Raw genomic sequence first — 16,052 nt, 5'->3', positions numbered from 1 at the left:
CGATATCAGACTGTTGATGGACTTCCTTTTCGAGGGTATCCCTTCTGGCCACTTCAATGGTTCCGTTCTCAAGATCACGTGGTCCTATGGCCAAACGAACCGGCACCCCTTTGAATTCATACTCACTGAACTTCCAACCGGGTTTGTGGGTATCACGGTCATCATACTTAACCGAAATTCCTGCTTTCCGCAACCCTTCCATGATGGGTTTCACCTTTTCGGTAATGGCGTCAAGTTCTTCATCTTTCTTATAAATAGGCACGATAACCACCTGATAAGGGGCCAGTTTAGGAGGAAGCACCAGGCCATTGTCATCAGAGTGTGCCATGATCAATGCCCCCATCAACCTGGTGGAGACACCCCATGAGGTAGCCCAGACATATTCTTCCTTGCCTGTTTTATCTGCAAATTTCACATCAAAGGCTTTGGCAAAATTCTGCCCCAGGAAATGGGACGTGCCCGCCTGAAGTGCTTTCCCATCCTGCATGAGCGCTTCTATGCAGTAAGTCTCCACAGCACCGGCAAACCGTTCACCCGCCGTTTTTACCCCCTGAAGTACGGGCACAGCAAGAAAATTTTCAGCAAAATCCGCATAAACCTTTAGCATCCGTTCAGCCTCCTCTATGGCTTCTTCCGAAGTCGCATGCGCAGTATGGCCTTCCTGCCATAGAAATTCCGCAGTGCGCAGGAAAAGGCGGGTGCGCATTTCCCAGCGTACCACATTGGCCCACTGGTTAATAAGCAATGGAAGGTCACGATATGACTTGATCCAGTTCTTGTAAGAATTCCAGATAATGGTTTCGGAGGTGGGGCGAACAATGAGTTCTTCCTCCAGTCTGGCCGTTTCATCAACCACAATCCCCTTACCTGTCTCATCATTTTTAAGACGATAGTGTGTCACAACGGCGCACTCCTTTGCAAAACCCTCTACGTGAGCGGCCTCACGGCTCAGAAATGACTTGGGGATGAATAAAGGGAAATAAGCATTTACGTGACCGGTATCTTTGAACATCTGGTCCAAAGCCGCCTGCATCTTTTCCCATATGGCATAGCCGTATGGCTTGATGACCATACATCCCCTGACTGCCGAATGCTCTGCCAGATCGGCACGCACCACCAGGTCGTTATACCATTGTGAATAATTCTCCGTCCGACTGACAAAATCCTTGGCCATGCAATTGTGGTATAGAATTTGTAATTTTAATAAGCGGGTGCGGTAATGCACCCGGAAGCCTGGCAAAAATAAGAATTTACCTCAGGCAACCGTTAAACCCAGACTGGGAATTACCGTTTAATAATAAGTAGACCATTAATATTAACAGTCATGCAAACGTCGATCGTAAAAAACCCAAGGCCGCATCTTGTAGTTTGGATCGCCATCGGTTCACTTGCCCTGGCAAGCTGTTCAGCCACGCGTTATGCACGCGTACCTGATGACGATGACGTATATTATTCATCATCGGATGTACCGGACAATGCCTCTCCCACAGAGCGGGTATATGATACGCCCCAGCAGCCAGCAGAATCACCGGCTGCCAAAGATGAATATGCTCGCACACCGGATGAACCTTCCAAAGGAGAAGCGGTACGTTCCGATACGGAAACCTATTCGGACGAAAAGGGCAACACCTATGTTACCAATAACTATTACGGCGATTACAACGATTATGATGCCGACGACTATTACGATTATGCCTATGCCGCCAGGATTCGTCGCTTTCACAGACACAGTCGCTGGCATTACTACGACCCCTATTATACCAACACCTACTGGTACGACCGCTCCCCCGGAAACTGGGGTGTGAGCATCTATTGCGGCTACCGCTGGTGGAGGCCTTATTCCCATACCACCGTGTATGTAAGCTATGGAGACCCCTGGTATTACTCACCCGGATACTACAGCTGGTATGGCTACTCACCTTATTATAACCCCTACCGTTGGAGTTATTATAACGGATACAACAACGGATACTGGAATGGATACTGGAACGGTTATCATGACGGATATAACGGCCATGGAACCAACCCAAATCCCTACTATTATAACAGCCGTGACTATACCTCGCATTATTATGGCCCACGTCAAACGCCGGGAAGCAATGGCAGCGAAGTTCGCCCCACCAACCTGGGACAGATGTATGAGAAATTAACCAGGCAGGATCAACCAAGTCCTTCTGACCATATTGGCCGACCGGCCAATGATAATGGCGGTGTCAGCAACAAATTCACCGATAAGAATGGCAACGTTCCGGATCGTAATCCGACAAACATCAGGGATACGAAGAATGTGGATAACCAGCCCACCGCCACCCCCGGTGTTCAGACACCCGGAAACAAGCCCAGGGATCCGAGGATCAGCAAGCCACAAACCGAGGCACCTAATAAGCCAGGCGGTGAAACCACCAAACCCGGAACAAATGTTGGTGAGCCGGAAACCAGACCCGCACCGGACCGCAATCAGTACCAACCCGAAACGCGGCCCGAACCAAACCGTTATCAGGAATCACCTATGAAACCTGAAACACCCAGAGACCGGGAATATCATATGGAAAAACCGGTGGACAACAAACCGACCTATACGCAACCTGAAATGGAGAAACCGCGGGACAACAAACCGCAATACCGACCGGATCGTCAGCCTGAACGCAAGCCCCGGGTACAGCCCCAACGGACAACACCCACACCGCAAAGGCAACCCAGTCGCACACCAAGCTATGACCGGAGCCCTTCGCCCTCACCAAGTCCAAGCCCTGCACCACAAAGACCTGGAAATGGTGGCGGCAAAAGCAGACCTGGCGGTAGTCCAAACCGTCCGGGAGGGAATTGAGAATGCGGAGTGCAGAATTAAGAGTTAAGAATTAAGAATTGGTGGTAAACCGCATCTTCACCGTTCAGTAATATTTTTTGATGATGAAGTATTGTTTAGCCCTCATGGCCATAGCGGTTATGTACCATACCACCGCAGAAGCTCAAAATGAAATAGACGCCCTGCGCTACAGCCAAACAACCTTTGGCGGTAGTGGAAGGGTGCTGGGCATGGGAGGTGCCTTCGGAGCGCTCGGTGGTGATGTTTCCTCGATGCAAATAAATCCGGCCGGGATCGGAATATTCAGAAAATCGGAAGTATCCCTAACTCCGGCTTTTCATCAGTTCAATGCCACTTCAGTTTATGAAGGTTATACAAAGGCTACGGACAAATCAAACCTGAACTTCTCCAGCGCCGGTGCTGTCTTCACGAACATTGACAAGTCCAAAGAGTTCGGTTGGATAGCTACGAACTTCGGTTTTGCCTATAACCGGATAGACAATTACCATGTGGAGCTTGAAGCGGAAGGCCCGAATGCATACAGTTCCCTCCTCGATACATACCTTAACAAGGTGAACGACGGCGCAGGGATTACTCCGGAGCTGATGGCAGACGAATACCCCCTGACAGCCTATATGGCTTTTTACACCTACCTGCTTGACACGATCCCCGGCGATCCCACACACTACTTCAGCCAGATACCCTATGCCGGAATCCTGCAAAACAGGAAACTGACATCCAACGGTTCACATAGCGAAACCCAACTGAGCTTCGGGGCCAACCACAGCAATAAGTTCTACATCGGCGCAACAATTGGATTTCCCAGGTTCCGGTATACGGAAATGCTTGATTACAGCGAAAAAGATCACAAAGACACAATTCCAGCCTTCACCTCCTTCAACATTGGCCAGGAACTATACTCCACAGGACAAGGGATGAACGGAAAGTTCGGAATCATCTACCGTCCTCATGATATGGTCCGGTTAGGGTTGGCTTACCAGACACCTACCCTGTATACCATTAATGAAGAGTTCTATTATACCGTTGAAGCCTTGTATGACAACGGCTTCAACCCGGACAGCACGGTTGCGGGCTTGTTTAAGTACTCCATCCGCACACCGTCCAGAACCACAGCAAGCGTTGGCTTGGTTGTTTATAAGGCCGGACTTATCAATGTGGATGTTGAACAAGTCAACTATGGAGGGGCCAAACTATCGTCCTCCGTTTATGGTTTTGACTCGGAGAACAAGAATGTGAAGGACAAATATCAAAGCGCCACCAACATCAGGGTTGGAACAGAATGGCGCATCAACCCTTTCCGTCTGCGTGCCGGCTATGCATACTATGGGAATCCCTTCAAACCGGATGTCGCCAACAACGGAAGTCATGAAAGTATCTCACTTGGAGGAGGAATCCGGGGCAACGGATATTACCTTGACCTTGCGTATGTCTTCACACAAAGCCAATCAAATACCTATTTTTATAAGTTGGACGGCCTGTCTCCTGTAGAACAACATATGCGTTCGCACATTTTCGCCGTTACGGTGGGATTTCGTTATTAGAAAAATCTATTCCGGCTTACGTTCATCCAGGCGATGAAGTCCTGCCTTGGCTTTTTGACTTAAACTAAGGCGATACTGGTGATCTTTCAGCGACAGGCATGTGTTGAAGTATTCCCTTGCCTTGTCATATGCACCCGCATTCTCATGGATCAACCCGGCCTGTAATGCGGCATTGGCTGCATAGTAAAGAGGCAGGTCCTTGCCATCATGCAATGTCAGATCATAGTAATACAGGGCTTTCTCCGTGTTCTTTCCTTCATGGTAGATTCGTCCGAGACGATACATGAATTCAACCTGTTCTTCGCGACTTTTGTATACGCTTGAACTACCCTTCTCGAGAAGCGCCTGTCGCGCACGGGTATAGTAACCTCCATCAAACAGAAGTCTGGCCTTCAGCAATTGTACATTGGGCGTTTCCTTCGAATCATATGCCCGCTGAGCTTGCTTGTCCGCGCCTATTTCATCATTGCCATATTTATCTACCAATGACATGGCTTCGGCATACGCTGCAGCATTTCCACCAATGAGATATTCCCATGCCATGCGTTGGTAGGCTGATTTCAGGTAGCTCGTTCCCTTGAACATTTTGACATAGCGCTGCAAATACACCACGCATTGCGGGTCAAGCCGGTTTTGCAGGGCAACGCCAAGGAGGTAGTCCAGATAGTGGAATGGAAAATACACCGATGAAGTCGGCGCCATTCGTAACAGCCGGATGACTTCCTCATTGCTTCCTTCCGACATGGCTATCCGGGCGCATGCATACAGAAACAATGGTTTTTGCGATATCTCATTTTGCGGGTAAAGTTCCCTCGCATATCGGGCCAGGTCTTCCGTTCCATGTCCACCTTCAAGTTCAAGGTTTAACTGCACGAAAGTGAGTAGGAAGAAAGTTTCTGTTTTCAGATAGCCAAGCTCCGGGTCCCGGATGGCTGCATCCAACACTCCTTTCATCTCCTGAATGCCCTGGTGAATGGATCCCTCCACCCCGACAAGACCCTTAACCCAATCATAGTCCTCAGGTATACTGCCGATAGCGGCGTGCAATAGCCCTAAACTTTTCTGGTTAGGAATAAATCCCGGAAACTTTTCTTCGTTGCGTTGCAATAACCGGTAAGCCTTGTGTATTTCCCTGGCAGCTGTAAGGTATTCCTTGAATTTAAGCCGGGCGAAGGCCCATTGAAGGTGCATTTCCGCCTGACTAAGGAGATACCATGGCGAATGATCATCGTTTTTCTCAATCAGCTTGAGTCTTTCTTCCTTATGCTTCTCCCTGACTTTGAATTCCGCCTCCTCTTCACCAATAAGCAGTGTCAGGAAATCAATGTAATTCTCCACATAAGGGACAAGTCCGTTACCTGTCTGCTGAGACTTCTCCCTGGCAAGCCATTGCTGTCCTTCAGAAAACCGGAGGTCAAGGATGGCATCATAAGCATGCCTCACATTGTCGGTCCAGACGAAAGCAGATTTAGCCTGTATACTGATCAGCAGACATGCTGCCCAGATCATGGCATTTCGTTTTAAATGCATCGGGCCAAATTACGGAATATTCGCAGGAAGGTGGAGATACAAAAAAAGGCAGCGTTTTATACGCTGCCTTTTTTAAACTATACGATTGGTTTATGCCAGTTCATCGGCAAGGTCATTGTCGACCAGAATCCGGCCGCAATGTTCGCAAACGATGATTTTTTTCCGGGTACGGATATCCAATTGGCGTTGTGGTGGGATCTGGTTAAAGCATCCTCCGCATGATTCGCGCTCGATGGCCACAACTGCCAGACCGTTTCTGGCATTCTCCCTGATTCTTTTATAGGCAGATAGTAAGCGGTCTTCGATCACGGCCTCCGCCTTTTTGGACTTCTTGGCGAGCTCATCTTCTTCCTTCTGGGTTTCCTTGATGATCTCGTCCAGCTCATCCTTCTTATGCTCAAAATCCTTTTTACGATCATCCAGCCTCACCTCCGCTTCTTCGATCTCTTGTTTCTTCAGAACGATCTGAGCTTCAAATTCCTTGATTCGTTTTTCAGACAGCTGAATTTCGAGGTTTTGGAATTCAACCTCCTTGTTCAAAGACTCGAATTCACGGTTATTCCGCACATTCTTTTGCTGCTCAGCGTATTTCTTGATGAGTTCCTTGGCATCCTTGATGGCTTGCCTTCTTGCACTTATCTCAGTCTCAAGGGCTTTTAATTCTTCCTTATAATTGTTCACCCTGGTATCAAGACCTTCGATATCATCTTCCAGATCCCGCACTTCCAATGGAAGTTCACCACGAACGGTGCGGATCTTATCAATTTTTGCATCAATAACCTGCAGGCTATACAAGGCCATCAGTTTTTCTTCCACCACGTTGGTGGTTTTTGGTGCATTCTTGGTAACTGCCGCCGGTGGGGTTGCAGCAGCCTTTTCTTCGGTTGCTTTCACAGCAGCTTTGGGCTTCGCCGGAGCTTTAGCCGCCGCCTTCTTGGCAGGCTTTGCCGCTTTTGTGTCTTTTGCTGGTTGTGCTTTGGCTGCCTTGGTAGCAGGTGCTTTCTTCTTGGAGGCGGGTTTTGCGGTTGCCATCTATACCAAATAGTTTACAGGGTTCGTATTGGTCTCTGTCTTAAAGAGAACGGCAAAATTAGGAAATTTTTCTTTAAGATACCCTACTATCAGGTCCTGGGTGAACTGTTCTGTTTCAAAATGTCCGGCATCCACCAGCAGGATCTTTCCATCCGCATCAAAAAAACCGTGGTATTTAAGGTCTGCCGTAACCATGACATCCGCACCCCGGCGGATCGCTTCATCCAGTAAAAAACCACCTGATCCTCCACAAATAGCCACCCTTTTCACCATTTTTCCGGTGATTGGAGAATGGCGTAAGCATGGAACCTCCAGCTGGTGTTTTACATGACTCATAAATTCCATTTCACTTATCCGAGAGGATAACTCACCAATCATACCCGAACCTGTCAAGGATCCCGGACCATCCGGTTGCAGGATGACCGGGTTATTCAGGCCTAATTTTCCTGCAAGCATGCCGTTCACACCATCAGCCACCGCATCCAGGTTCGTGTGTATGGCATACAACGCAATGTTATGACGAATGGCCTTTAGCAGGGCTCGTGTCACGTAGTGGTCGGCGGTAAACGTTTTCATACCCTCAAAAACCAAAGGATGATGGGACACGATCAGATTAACGCCTTTCTGTATCGCCTCATCTACCACAGCTTCCGTACAATCCAGCGATACAAGAATGCCTTGCACCGGATCATCGGGATGACCCGTGATCAACCCGGCATTATCATAAGACGCCTGCAATTCAGGAGGCGCAAGGTCTTCGAGGGAACGGATAATATCTGAGAGGTTCATTGGAAGTTAAGTAAGAATTAAGAACTAAGAGTGAAGGGCATCTCCTTTGAACTAAGCGATTCAAAATTATAAAAAACCACCCGGCAAGCCAATGCAAAGGGGTTTTTCTCAAAATGAGGGCTTTCGTACATTTGGCAGCACATGAAAACGTCATGGCGAATCCTCTTGTTCCCACTCATTCCGTTGTACGGATTGGGCGTGCTCTTGCGAAACCTGTGTTTTGACCTGGGTATTCTGAAGGCACACCGGTTTAAGGTGCCCGTCATATCCATTGGCAATCTGAGCACGGGAGGCACCGGTAAATCACCGCATATACTGTTGTTAACGGATTGGCTCTCTCCCGGGAACAAAGTGGCTGTTGTCAGTCGGGGATACGGGCGCAACACCAAAGGCTTTTTATATGTAAATGAGCATTCCACCGCAAAGGAGGTCGGAGACGAGCCCCTGCAACTCAAGAAGAACCACCCGGAGATCATCGTTGCTGTTGATGAGAAACGGGCACATGGTATCTCCAGGGTCATACAGGATCATCCGGACACCGACGTGGTATTGCTGGATGATGCCTATCAGCATCGCCATGTAAAACCCGGACTAAACATCCTTCTTATTGATGCACAGCATTTTTCCAAAATCAACCTCCTCCTACCCGCCGGTGATCTGAGAGAGCCTTTTTCCGCACGTAAACGGGCTGATATCATTATCATCACCAGGGCATCTCCCCCCTTAGACCCTGCTCTTGTCCGTGCCGTTAAAAACCGGATAGGACCTCAGGCAACGCTTTACTTTTCTTCCGTTGCCTATGAACAGCCGAAAGCGGTATTTCAATCCACAACTGTCCCGTCCCTGAAAGCACAGAACATACTGCTCGTCACCGGCATAGCACGCCCCGACGAACTCCTGCGTCATTTACTAAGGCACGACAACCGGATCACACACCTTTCCTTTCCGGACCACCACCAGTTTAGCCCGGGGGATCTTCAAAAGATCCGGACAGAATTTCTTACACTCGACGATAAGAATGCCTTTATCCTAACCACCGAAAAGGATGCCATGAGGATATCAACACCGGATGCTGCGGATATCCTTGCGGACATACCCATGTTTTACCTGCCTATTTCTATTCAGGTAACAAGCGAATCTTCAACCACACTTAAAAACATCATTGATGCATACATCCGAAAAAATTGAACAAACCCTGGACTGGCTGAGAGAACAAACCAATTTCACACCATCAACCGGTATCGTATTAGGAACAGGCTTGGGCGGACTCACCCGCGAAATGGAGGTCATGCTCACCATACCTTATGAGCAGATCCCACACTTTCCTGTTTCCACGGTGGAAAGTCATTCAGGAAACCTGTTGTTCGGCCATATCAACGGACACGCTGTGGTGGCGATGCAGGGTCGGTTCCACTATTATGAAGGATATTCCATGCAGGAGGTGGTATACCCCATCAGGGTTTTGAAGAAACTGGGTATCGGACGCCTCATCCTGTCAAATGCCAGTGGGGGCCTAAATCCGGACTACGAAAAAGGAGACCTGATGATCATCCGTGATCACATCGGACTGTTCCTGCCCGCCCCACCACTTCGCGGTGAGCATGATGAGGCCTGGGGTCCCCGCTTTCCAGACCTGCTTCATGCCTATGATCCCGGTTTGGTAAAACAAGCTGTGGAAATGGCCAGGGAAATGGATATCCGTACCCACGAGGGCGTTTATATAGCGGTGCCCGGACCTCATCTTGAAACCCCGGCTGAATATGCCATGCTAAGGCAACTCGGCGCAGACGCCGTGGGCATGTCTACCGTCCCCGAGGTGATCGCAGCGCGTCAGATGGGACTGCCGTGTTTTGCGATCTCCATTATTACAGACCTCGGCGTGGTGGGAAAAATAGAACCTGTGAGCCTTGAAAAAGTCATCGCCGTGGCTACAGAGGCAGAACCCCGCATGACCAAACTGATGAAAAGCTTGATCTCTTCGCTTTGATTCCCTACTTTTAGAGAAAAGGAGAAGCACGTATGAGGATTTTTTGTGTGTGCCTGATCATCTTTTGCACAGCAACAGGAATTCAGGCACAGGTGGACAGCAACGTAACCATGCTGTACCATTGGATGGATACCACCATCAAAGGGACGACTGCTTACAACAATGCCTACAACGAAATTTGGGGAATCACCGAAGGAGATCGCGAATATGCCATCATAGGTTCCACGGAAGGCACCCATATATTTGATGTCACCGACCCACAGAATTCGGTCTTGGTGGATTTTGTCCAGGGCCGGGATCATGGCCAACACATCATTCACCGCGACTACCATGACTACAAGGGTTATCTGTATATGGTAAGCGACGAAGGTGAAAGTTCACTTCAGATTGCCGACCTGTCCTATCTTCCGGATAGCGTTCATGTGGTGTATGATTCTCAGGCCCTGTTCAAACGTTCCCACAACATCTTCATCGACTCGGCCACCGCACGCCTCTATGTGTGCTCTGTTTATTCCGTAGCCCGCGGCTATAACGGCCTGGAAGTTTATTCCCTCGCCAATCCCCTCCAACCGGAACTGATCCTGGAATACCCGGACATAGGCACCGTCCATGACATTTTTGTTAAGAACGACACGGGTTATGTACACAACGGAGGCAAAGGTTTTCACATGATCGATTTTGGGGATACGGCCAATGTGATGTCATTGGGAACCCTGGAATTTTACCCTGACAAGGGCTATAACCACTCAGGATGGCTGACTGAAAATGGAAAATACTACGTGATGGCGGATGAGACCCATGGCCTGGACATGAAAATGCTTGACGTACAGGACCCGATGGACATCAAGGTACTCAGCACATTCGGATCGCATGTGGATACGAATTCCGTGGCCCACAATCCTTTGATCAAAGGAAATTATGTGTACGCATCGTACTATCACGACGGCTTTCAGATGTTCAATATCGCCGATCCGGCACAACCGGTCAAAGTGGGTTACTATAAAACGTATGCACCCTCCGATCACGACTCCTACCGTGGCGCATGGGGATGTTATCCCTTCCTGCCTTCCGGCATCGTTCTGGTATCGGACATGCAGTATGGTCTTTTCGTATTGGACGTTTCCCAGGCACTGACAACCTCCGTTCCTGAACAAAATCAGCTTTCAATGGAATGTTACCCCAATCCGTTTACCGACAGGTTGTACATCCGTCTTCCGGGGAATGGAAATAAAACAGCCGATTTCATTCTTGCGGACCTGGCAGGAAAAACCATCTCAAACGGAATGATTCAGGGCAATCATATCGATATGGCCCAACTCCCTGCAGGCATGTATCTGCTGACCATCCGCCATGACGGCCTGAGTGCTACCCGCCGTGTGGTTCGCGTGCCTTAGGGATCAAAACCGCCCATTTCATCTTCACCCAAAGAACTGTATCTTTGGCCCCTCAGGCAAACTACAATTCATTCTATATGACACGAAATATATCGGTGCTTCTGATCCTTACCGCTTTGTCTTTCTTCGGATGCAGTGACAAAAACGGTACTACCATAAGTGGTCAGCTCACAAACACCAACGGAGAAATGGTATATCTGGAAGAACTCCTGCCGAATACTACCTTCCTGCTGGATTCCACCATAGTTGAAGCATCAGGAAAATTCTCTTTCAAAACACGGGTTCCTGAAATGGGTTTTTACCTGCTGAAGTTCGGCAATGACAGAAGTCGTGTGATCACCCTGTTGACGGACAGTACGGAAGAGCTTAACATCACCGGGGACCTGAATCAACTTTTAAAGACATACAAAGTGGAGGGTTCGGAAGGTTCGGCAAAAGTTGCGGATATCACGGCCTTTTCGGTTGGCCAGAGTATGCGCATTGATTCTCTTTCACAAATCTTTCAACGTGCCCAGGGCGGTCCGGAATTCAATACCGTGAAGACTCAGCTGGATATGGAATTCCAGAAGATGGTGGAATCCGCACGCAAATACACCGTAGAGTTCATTCAAAACAACCCGCAATCCATGGCTTGCATTATCGCCTTGTATCAACGGATAGGCAGAACCATGGTATTTGACCAGAGCAGTGAGCAGGATCTGCCCTATTTTGAAAAGGTAAGTACAACACTTAACGGTGTTTATCCCCAGTCTAAACATGTTCAGACCCTGCAATTACGTGTGGAAAACATGAAGGCGCAGATCGCCCAGGAGAAAGCACAACAGGAAATGGAAGCGAAACTGGCCCCCGGAAGCGCTGCACCGGATATCACGCTGAACAACCCGAACGGTAAGCCGGTATCGTTGTCTTCACTGCGGGGCAAAGTGGTCCTCATAGACTTCTGGGCATCCTGGTGTCGCCCGTGCAGAGCGGAAAACCCCAATGTGGTAAAGGTTTACAACAAGTACAAGAACAAAGGGTTTGAGATCTATGCCGTATCCCTGGACAGAACAAAAGCTGCCTGGGAAAAGGCTATTCAGGATGACAACCTGACCTGGATTCATGTCAGCGATCTCGCCTTCTGGTCGTCCCCCATTTTAAAAGTTTACGGAGTCAACTCCATCCCTGCAACGGTATTAATTGACCAGGAAGGGAACATCATCGCCCGGAACCTGAGGGGAGAACTCCTCGAAAAAAAGATTGCAGAAATACTGGGTTGATCATTTACCATGGCAAGCACACTTTATCCCTTCCGTTTACGGTTATTAATTCTTCTTGCCGTTTACGCATTGATGCTGTCTCCTATGCAGGCACAGCAATATTTTCAACAGGAAGTCAATTACAAGATCAATGTCCGGCTTGATGACCGGGAACACTTCCTTCATGCGTTTGAGTCGTTTGAATACATAAACAACTCACCCGACACCCTGAAGAAACTCTACATTCATTTATGGCCCAACGCCTATAAGAATGATCACACCGCCCTTGCACGCCAGCTGATCAATTCCAACAATACCAAGTTCTACGAATCCTCCCAGAAGGACCGTGGTTATATCGATAGCCTTGACTTTAAAGTGAACGGACAATCAGCTTCATGGAAGTACCATCGCAAACACATCGACATTGCCATTGTGCAATTGCCAACCCCTCTTTTACCGGGAGGGCGCATTGAAGTAAGCACGCCCTTTCGGGTGAAAATCCCACTAGGCATATTTTCACGCCTGGGCCATATCGATCAGCAATACCAGATCACCCAATGGTATCCCAAACCTGCGGTATACGACCGTGACGGGTGGCATCCCATGCCCTACCTGAACCAGGGGGAATTTTATTCCGAGTTCGGATCGTATGATGTATCCATTGAGCTACCGAAGAACTATGTGGTTGGTGCCACCGGTGACCTTCAGGATAACCCGGAAGAGATGCGCTGGATGGCAGACAAAGCGCTTTCAGCAAGCCGGAAGCAGGAATTCGGAAAGGTGATGACCTTCCCTCCCAGTGATCCCCAACGGAAAGTATTGCGATTCACCCAAAAGCAAGTGCATGACTTTGCATGGTTCGCAGATAAAAGATATAACGTACTTCACGGTGAGGTGAAACTGCCCCACTCAGACAGAAAAGTGGGAACGTGGGTGTTGTTCACCAATGAACAAGCCCCGCTCTGGAAGGATGCTATCACCTATATGGATTCTTCCATCTACTATTACTCTTTATGGAATGGAGACTACCCCTACAACCAGGCCACCGCAGTCGACGGTGCACTCAGCGCAGGAGGAGGAATGGAGTATCCGAACGTGACAGTGATCGGTAAATCCGGTTCAGCAATGGAATTGGAAACGGTGATTGCCCACGAAGTGGGACATAACTGGTTCTATGGGATACTCGGAAGCAATGAACGTATCCACCCCTGGATGGATGAAGGGATCAACTCCTTTAACGAACTCAGATATATCCGCCAGCGTTACGGTGATAAGCCACTCTTTGAAGGAAGAATGGCAAAGCTGGCTGAAAAGGCCGGTCTCGGCAACCTGACCAACCGTTCTGAAAAATGGTTGACCTACCTGATCGATGCCCGCCGGCGTATGGATCCTCCCACGGACACACCGGCTGAAGACTTTCCCCAGATCTCATATGCAGGTGTGGTCTACGGTAAGACTGCACTGACCTTTGATTACCTGATGGCCTATGTCGGAGAGGAGAAGATGGATAAGGCTATGCAGGCCTACTTTGAAGCCTGGAAGTTCAAACATCCGCAACCGGATGATCTGCGCAAGATCATGGAAACCTCCCTCGGGGAAAATCTTGACTGGTTTTTTGATGGGCTGATCAATTCCTCGGATTGGCTGGACTACAAACCGGTTTCACTTTCATACCATGCAGACCACATAACGGTTAAGAACAAGGGAGAGATCAAAGGCCCGGTAGCCATTACAGGGCTATTGAACGACTCTGTTCTCTTTACCAAATGGTTTCCGGGATTTGAGGGTAAAATGGAGCTGGACATCCCCCAGAGTGGCGCTACGATTTTCCGCGTAGACGGGGAAGAACGTATGCCTGAGGTACGTCGGAATAACAACAGTTTGAAATTAAACGGACTGTTCAAAAAAACGGAACACCTCGAGCTTCGTTTTTTGGCCGGTATAGAGAATCCATACAAGACTGAGCTTTACTATACCTACCTCCTTGGCTGGAATGCATACAACGGTGGTATGGTAGGTGTGGCATTGTATAACAGCGTAGCGCCACAGAAGAAATTCGAATGGCTGGCAGCACCCATGTTTGCTTTCGGCACCGAATCCCCTGCCGGTGGCATTTCACTGAATTATCACACCTATCCATTAAGGGATTTTTTCCAGTCGGTCCGTTATCGCATGGATGCTTCCATGTTTGCACACAGCCGGAACCCTATTGTTTTAAACCACTTTAAAATGGTTCCCTCTGTAGAATTCAATTTTAAGAAATCTCAAGCCAGTTCACCCCTGGACCAGCGGATTGTATTCCGATCGATCACGATCATCGAAAACCAATCCATCTTCCAAAGCGATAGTAAATCCTACCAATACGACAAAGACCTCCACTATTACATCCAGGAGTGCTCCTATCACCTGAAGAACAAGCGGCCCATCAACCCGTTCTCCCTAAACTTCACTTACCAATATGGGAACAGCGATGCAGACGGTGAATTCGGTCGCACCATGGCTGAAGGAAAATACCGGATCAGTTTCAGAAAAAAGAACAAGGGGATAGATGTTCGTGTATTCGCCGGTTCATTCCTCTTTGAGAATCTCCAATCCCCAAGCAGGTTCAGTCTGGGTATGCACGGAAACTCGGATTATACCTACGACCAGATCTTTTTCGAAAGGAACAAGGAACTGGGACTGTTCGGACAGCAGTTCGGCTTAACCGACGGTGGGTTCAAATCACTGAGCGATATTCCGGGCAATCTGAACTGGCTGCATTCCATGAATGTCATGATCTCCCTGCCAGGAAAATTACCGCTGTGGTTGTACGGCGACATTGGCTCATCTGCAGGACAAAAGGAATATGCTTATGATGCCGGTGTAGCTTTACGCGTTGTGCCGGATATCCTGGAAATATATTTCCCGATTACCACATCAGTCGATCTGAGCAACCTTCCTTACAAGCAAAGGATTACGTATCTTTTCAATATCCATAAGCTCAATCCGTTTGAAGCACTAAGAAAGCTCTCCCTGTAATCGTGGCTGGTCAGATCATATATTTCGCCTCCGATTTTCACCTCGGCGCACCGGACGAAGAAAGCAGCAGAGAGCGTGAGAAAAATATTGTCGCCTGGCTTCGTTCGATAGAAGGAGATGCGGAAACCGTTTTTCTCATGGGTGATGTGTTTGACTTCTGGTTCGAATACAAGACGGCCGTACCCCGAGGACATGTGCGTTTATTGGGACAACTGGCTCAAATGGCCGACAATGGGATCAGGTTGGTTTTCTTCACGGGCAATCACGACATGTGGGCATTCGATTACCTGGAAAAGGAGATCGGCATGGAGATACACCGCAAGCCCTTGCTCACAGAATTAAAAGGCAAACGCTTTTATCTGGCGCACGGTGATGGCATTGGCCCTGGTGACCACAAATACAAATTCCTCAAGGCTGTATTCGCCAACCCCTTATGTCAATGGTTATTTGCTCGGCTACATCCCAACTTCGGCATCGGCATTGCTCAGTACTTTTCAAGAAAGAGCCGCCTGTCTACAGAAGACGAGACATTTTACGGAGATAAGGAATGGCAGGTCATTCACTCGAGGGACATGCTGAAGGAACATGGTAAGATTGATTTCTTCATTTACGGACACCGCCATCTGGCGAACGATATTCCGCTGAAAGAAACAGCACGTTTCATCAACCTTGGCGACTGGATCTACTACCTCTCCC

The 16,052-nt window shown here is 48.7% G+C and carries 12 protein-coding genes; 8 read left to right on the top strand and 4 right to left on the bottom strand.

Going from position 1 to position 16,052, the window contains the following annotated elements:
• Nucleotides 1–1,174, bottom strand: a 1,174-nt coding sequence (locus tag KDD36_11435; GenBank protein ID MCB0397261.1) for a proline--tRNA ligase, incomplete at its 3' end; no start/stop codon positions are given.
• A 150-nt stretch (nt 1,175–1,324) separates the two neighbouring features.
• Here KDD36_11435 and KDD36_11430 point away from each other — a divergent pair.
• Together KDD36_11430 and KDD36_11425 are read left to right on the top strand one after the other, a co-directional pair.
• Nucleotides 1,325–2,827 (top strand): hypothetical protein, encoded by a 1,503-nt coding sequence (locus KDD36_11430; GenBank protein MCB0397260.1) that lies wholly within the window; start codon nt 1,325–1,327, stop codon nt 2,825–2,827.
• Nucleotides 2,828–2,910: 83 nt separating this feature from the next.
• Complete coding sequence (locus KDD36_11425) at nt 2,911–4,368, top strand: hypothetical protein (GenBank protein ID MCB0397259.1); 1,458 nt, start codon at nt 2,911–2,913, stop codon at nt 4,366–4,368.
• 6 nt (nt 4,369–4,374) lie between these two features.
• Here the strand turns inward: KDD36_11425 and KDD36_11420 are convergent, their stop codons facing one another.
• The 3 genes from KDD36_11420 to KDD36_11410 all read right to left on the bottom strand — a co-directional run bounded on the left by KDD36_11420 (nt 4,375) and on the right by KDD36_11410 (nt 7,719).
• Nucleotides 4,375–5,877, bottom strand: coding sequence for a hypothetical protein (locus tag KDD36_11420; GenBank protein ID MCB0397258.1), 1,503 nt, complete (start codon nt 5,875–5,877; stop codon nt 4,375–4,377).
• 111 nt (nt 5,878–5,988) lie between these two features.
• On the bottom strand, nt 5,989–6,699 hold the full coding sequence (locus KDD36_11415; protein ID MCB0397257.1) for a hypothetical protein: 711 nt from the start codon (nt 6,697–6,699) through the stop codon (nt 5,989–5,991).
• 231 nt (nt 6,700–6,930) lie between these two features.
• A complete protein-coding gene (locus KDD36_11410) occupies nt 6,931–7,719 on the bottom strand; it encodes a Nif3-like dinuclear metal center hexameric protein (GenBank protein MCB0397256.1) in 789 nt (262 codons plus the stop codon).
• 141 nt (nt 7,720–7,860) lie between these two features.
• Between KDD36_11410 and lpxK the strand changes: the two genes are divergently transcribed.
• The 6 genes from lpxK to KDD36_11380 form a co-directional block, all read left to right on the top strand.
• The gene (gene lpxK / locus KDD36_11405; GenBank protein MCB0397255.1) at nt 7,861–8,907 is read left to right on the top strand and encodes a tetraacyldisaccharide 4'-kinase; all 1,047 of its coding nucleotides are present in this window, start codon (nt 7,861–7,863) and stop codon (nt 8,905–8,907) included.
• Nucleotides 8,885–9,706, top strand: a complete 822-nt coding sequence (locus KDD36_11400) for a purine-nucleoside phosphorylase (GenBank protein MCB0397254.1) — start codon at nt 8,885–8,887, stop codon at nt 9,704–9,706. Before lpxK ends, KDD36_11400 begins: the two co-directional genes overlap by 23 nt.
• A 32-nt stretch (nt 9,707–9,738) precedes the next feature.
• Nucleotides 9,739–11,100 (top strand): choice-of-anchor B family protein, encoded by a 1,362-nt coding sequence (locus KDD36_11395; GenBank protein ID MCB0397253.1) that lies wholly within the window; start codon nt 9,739–9,741, stop codon nt 11,098–11,100.
• A 77-nt stretch (nt 11,101–11,177) separates the two neighbouring features.
• Nucleotides 11,178–12,359 carry an AhpC/TSA family protein gene (locus KDD36_11390; protein MCB0397252.1) on the top strand — a complete coding sequence of 394 codons (1,182 nt, stop codon included), beginning with the start codon at nt 11,178–11,180 and terminating at the stop codon, nt 12,357–12,359.
• A gap of 9 nt (nt 12,360–12,368) precedes the next feature.
• Complete coding sequence (locus KDD36_11385) at nt 12,369–15,356, top strand: M1 family metallopeptidase (GenBank protein ID MCB0397251.1); 2,988 nt, start codon at nt 12,369–12,371, stop codon at nt 15,354–15,356.
• On the top strand, nt 15,356–16,052 hold a 697-nt coding region (locus KDD36_11380; GenBank protein ID MCB0397250.1), incomplete at its 3' end, for a UDP-2,3-diacylglucosamine diphosphatase. The genes KDD36_11385 and KDD36_11380, both read left to right, overlap by 1 nt.

The sequence above is a fragment of the Flavobacteriales bacterium genome, assembly GCA_020435415.1.
Taxonomy (GTDB): Bacteria; Bacteroidota; Bacteroidia; order JACJYZ01; family JACJYZ01; genus JACJYZ01.
Note: the sequence above shows the minus strand (reverse complement) of the source record. Positions and strands in the feature narration are given on the sequence as shown.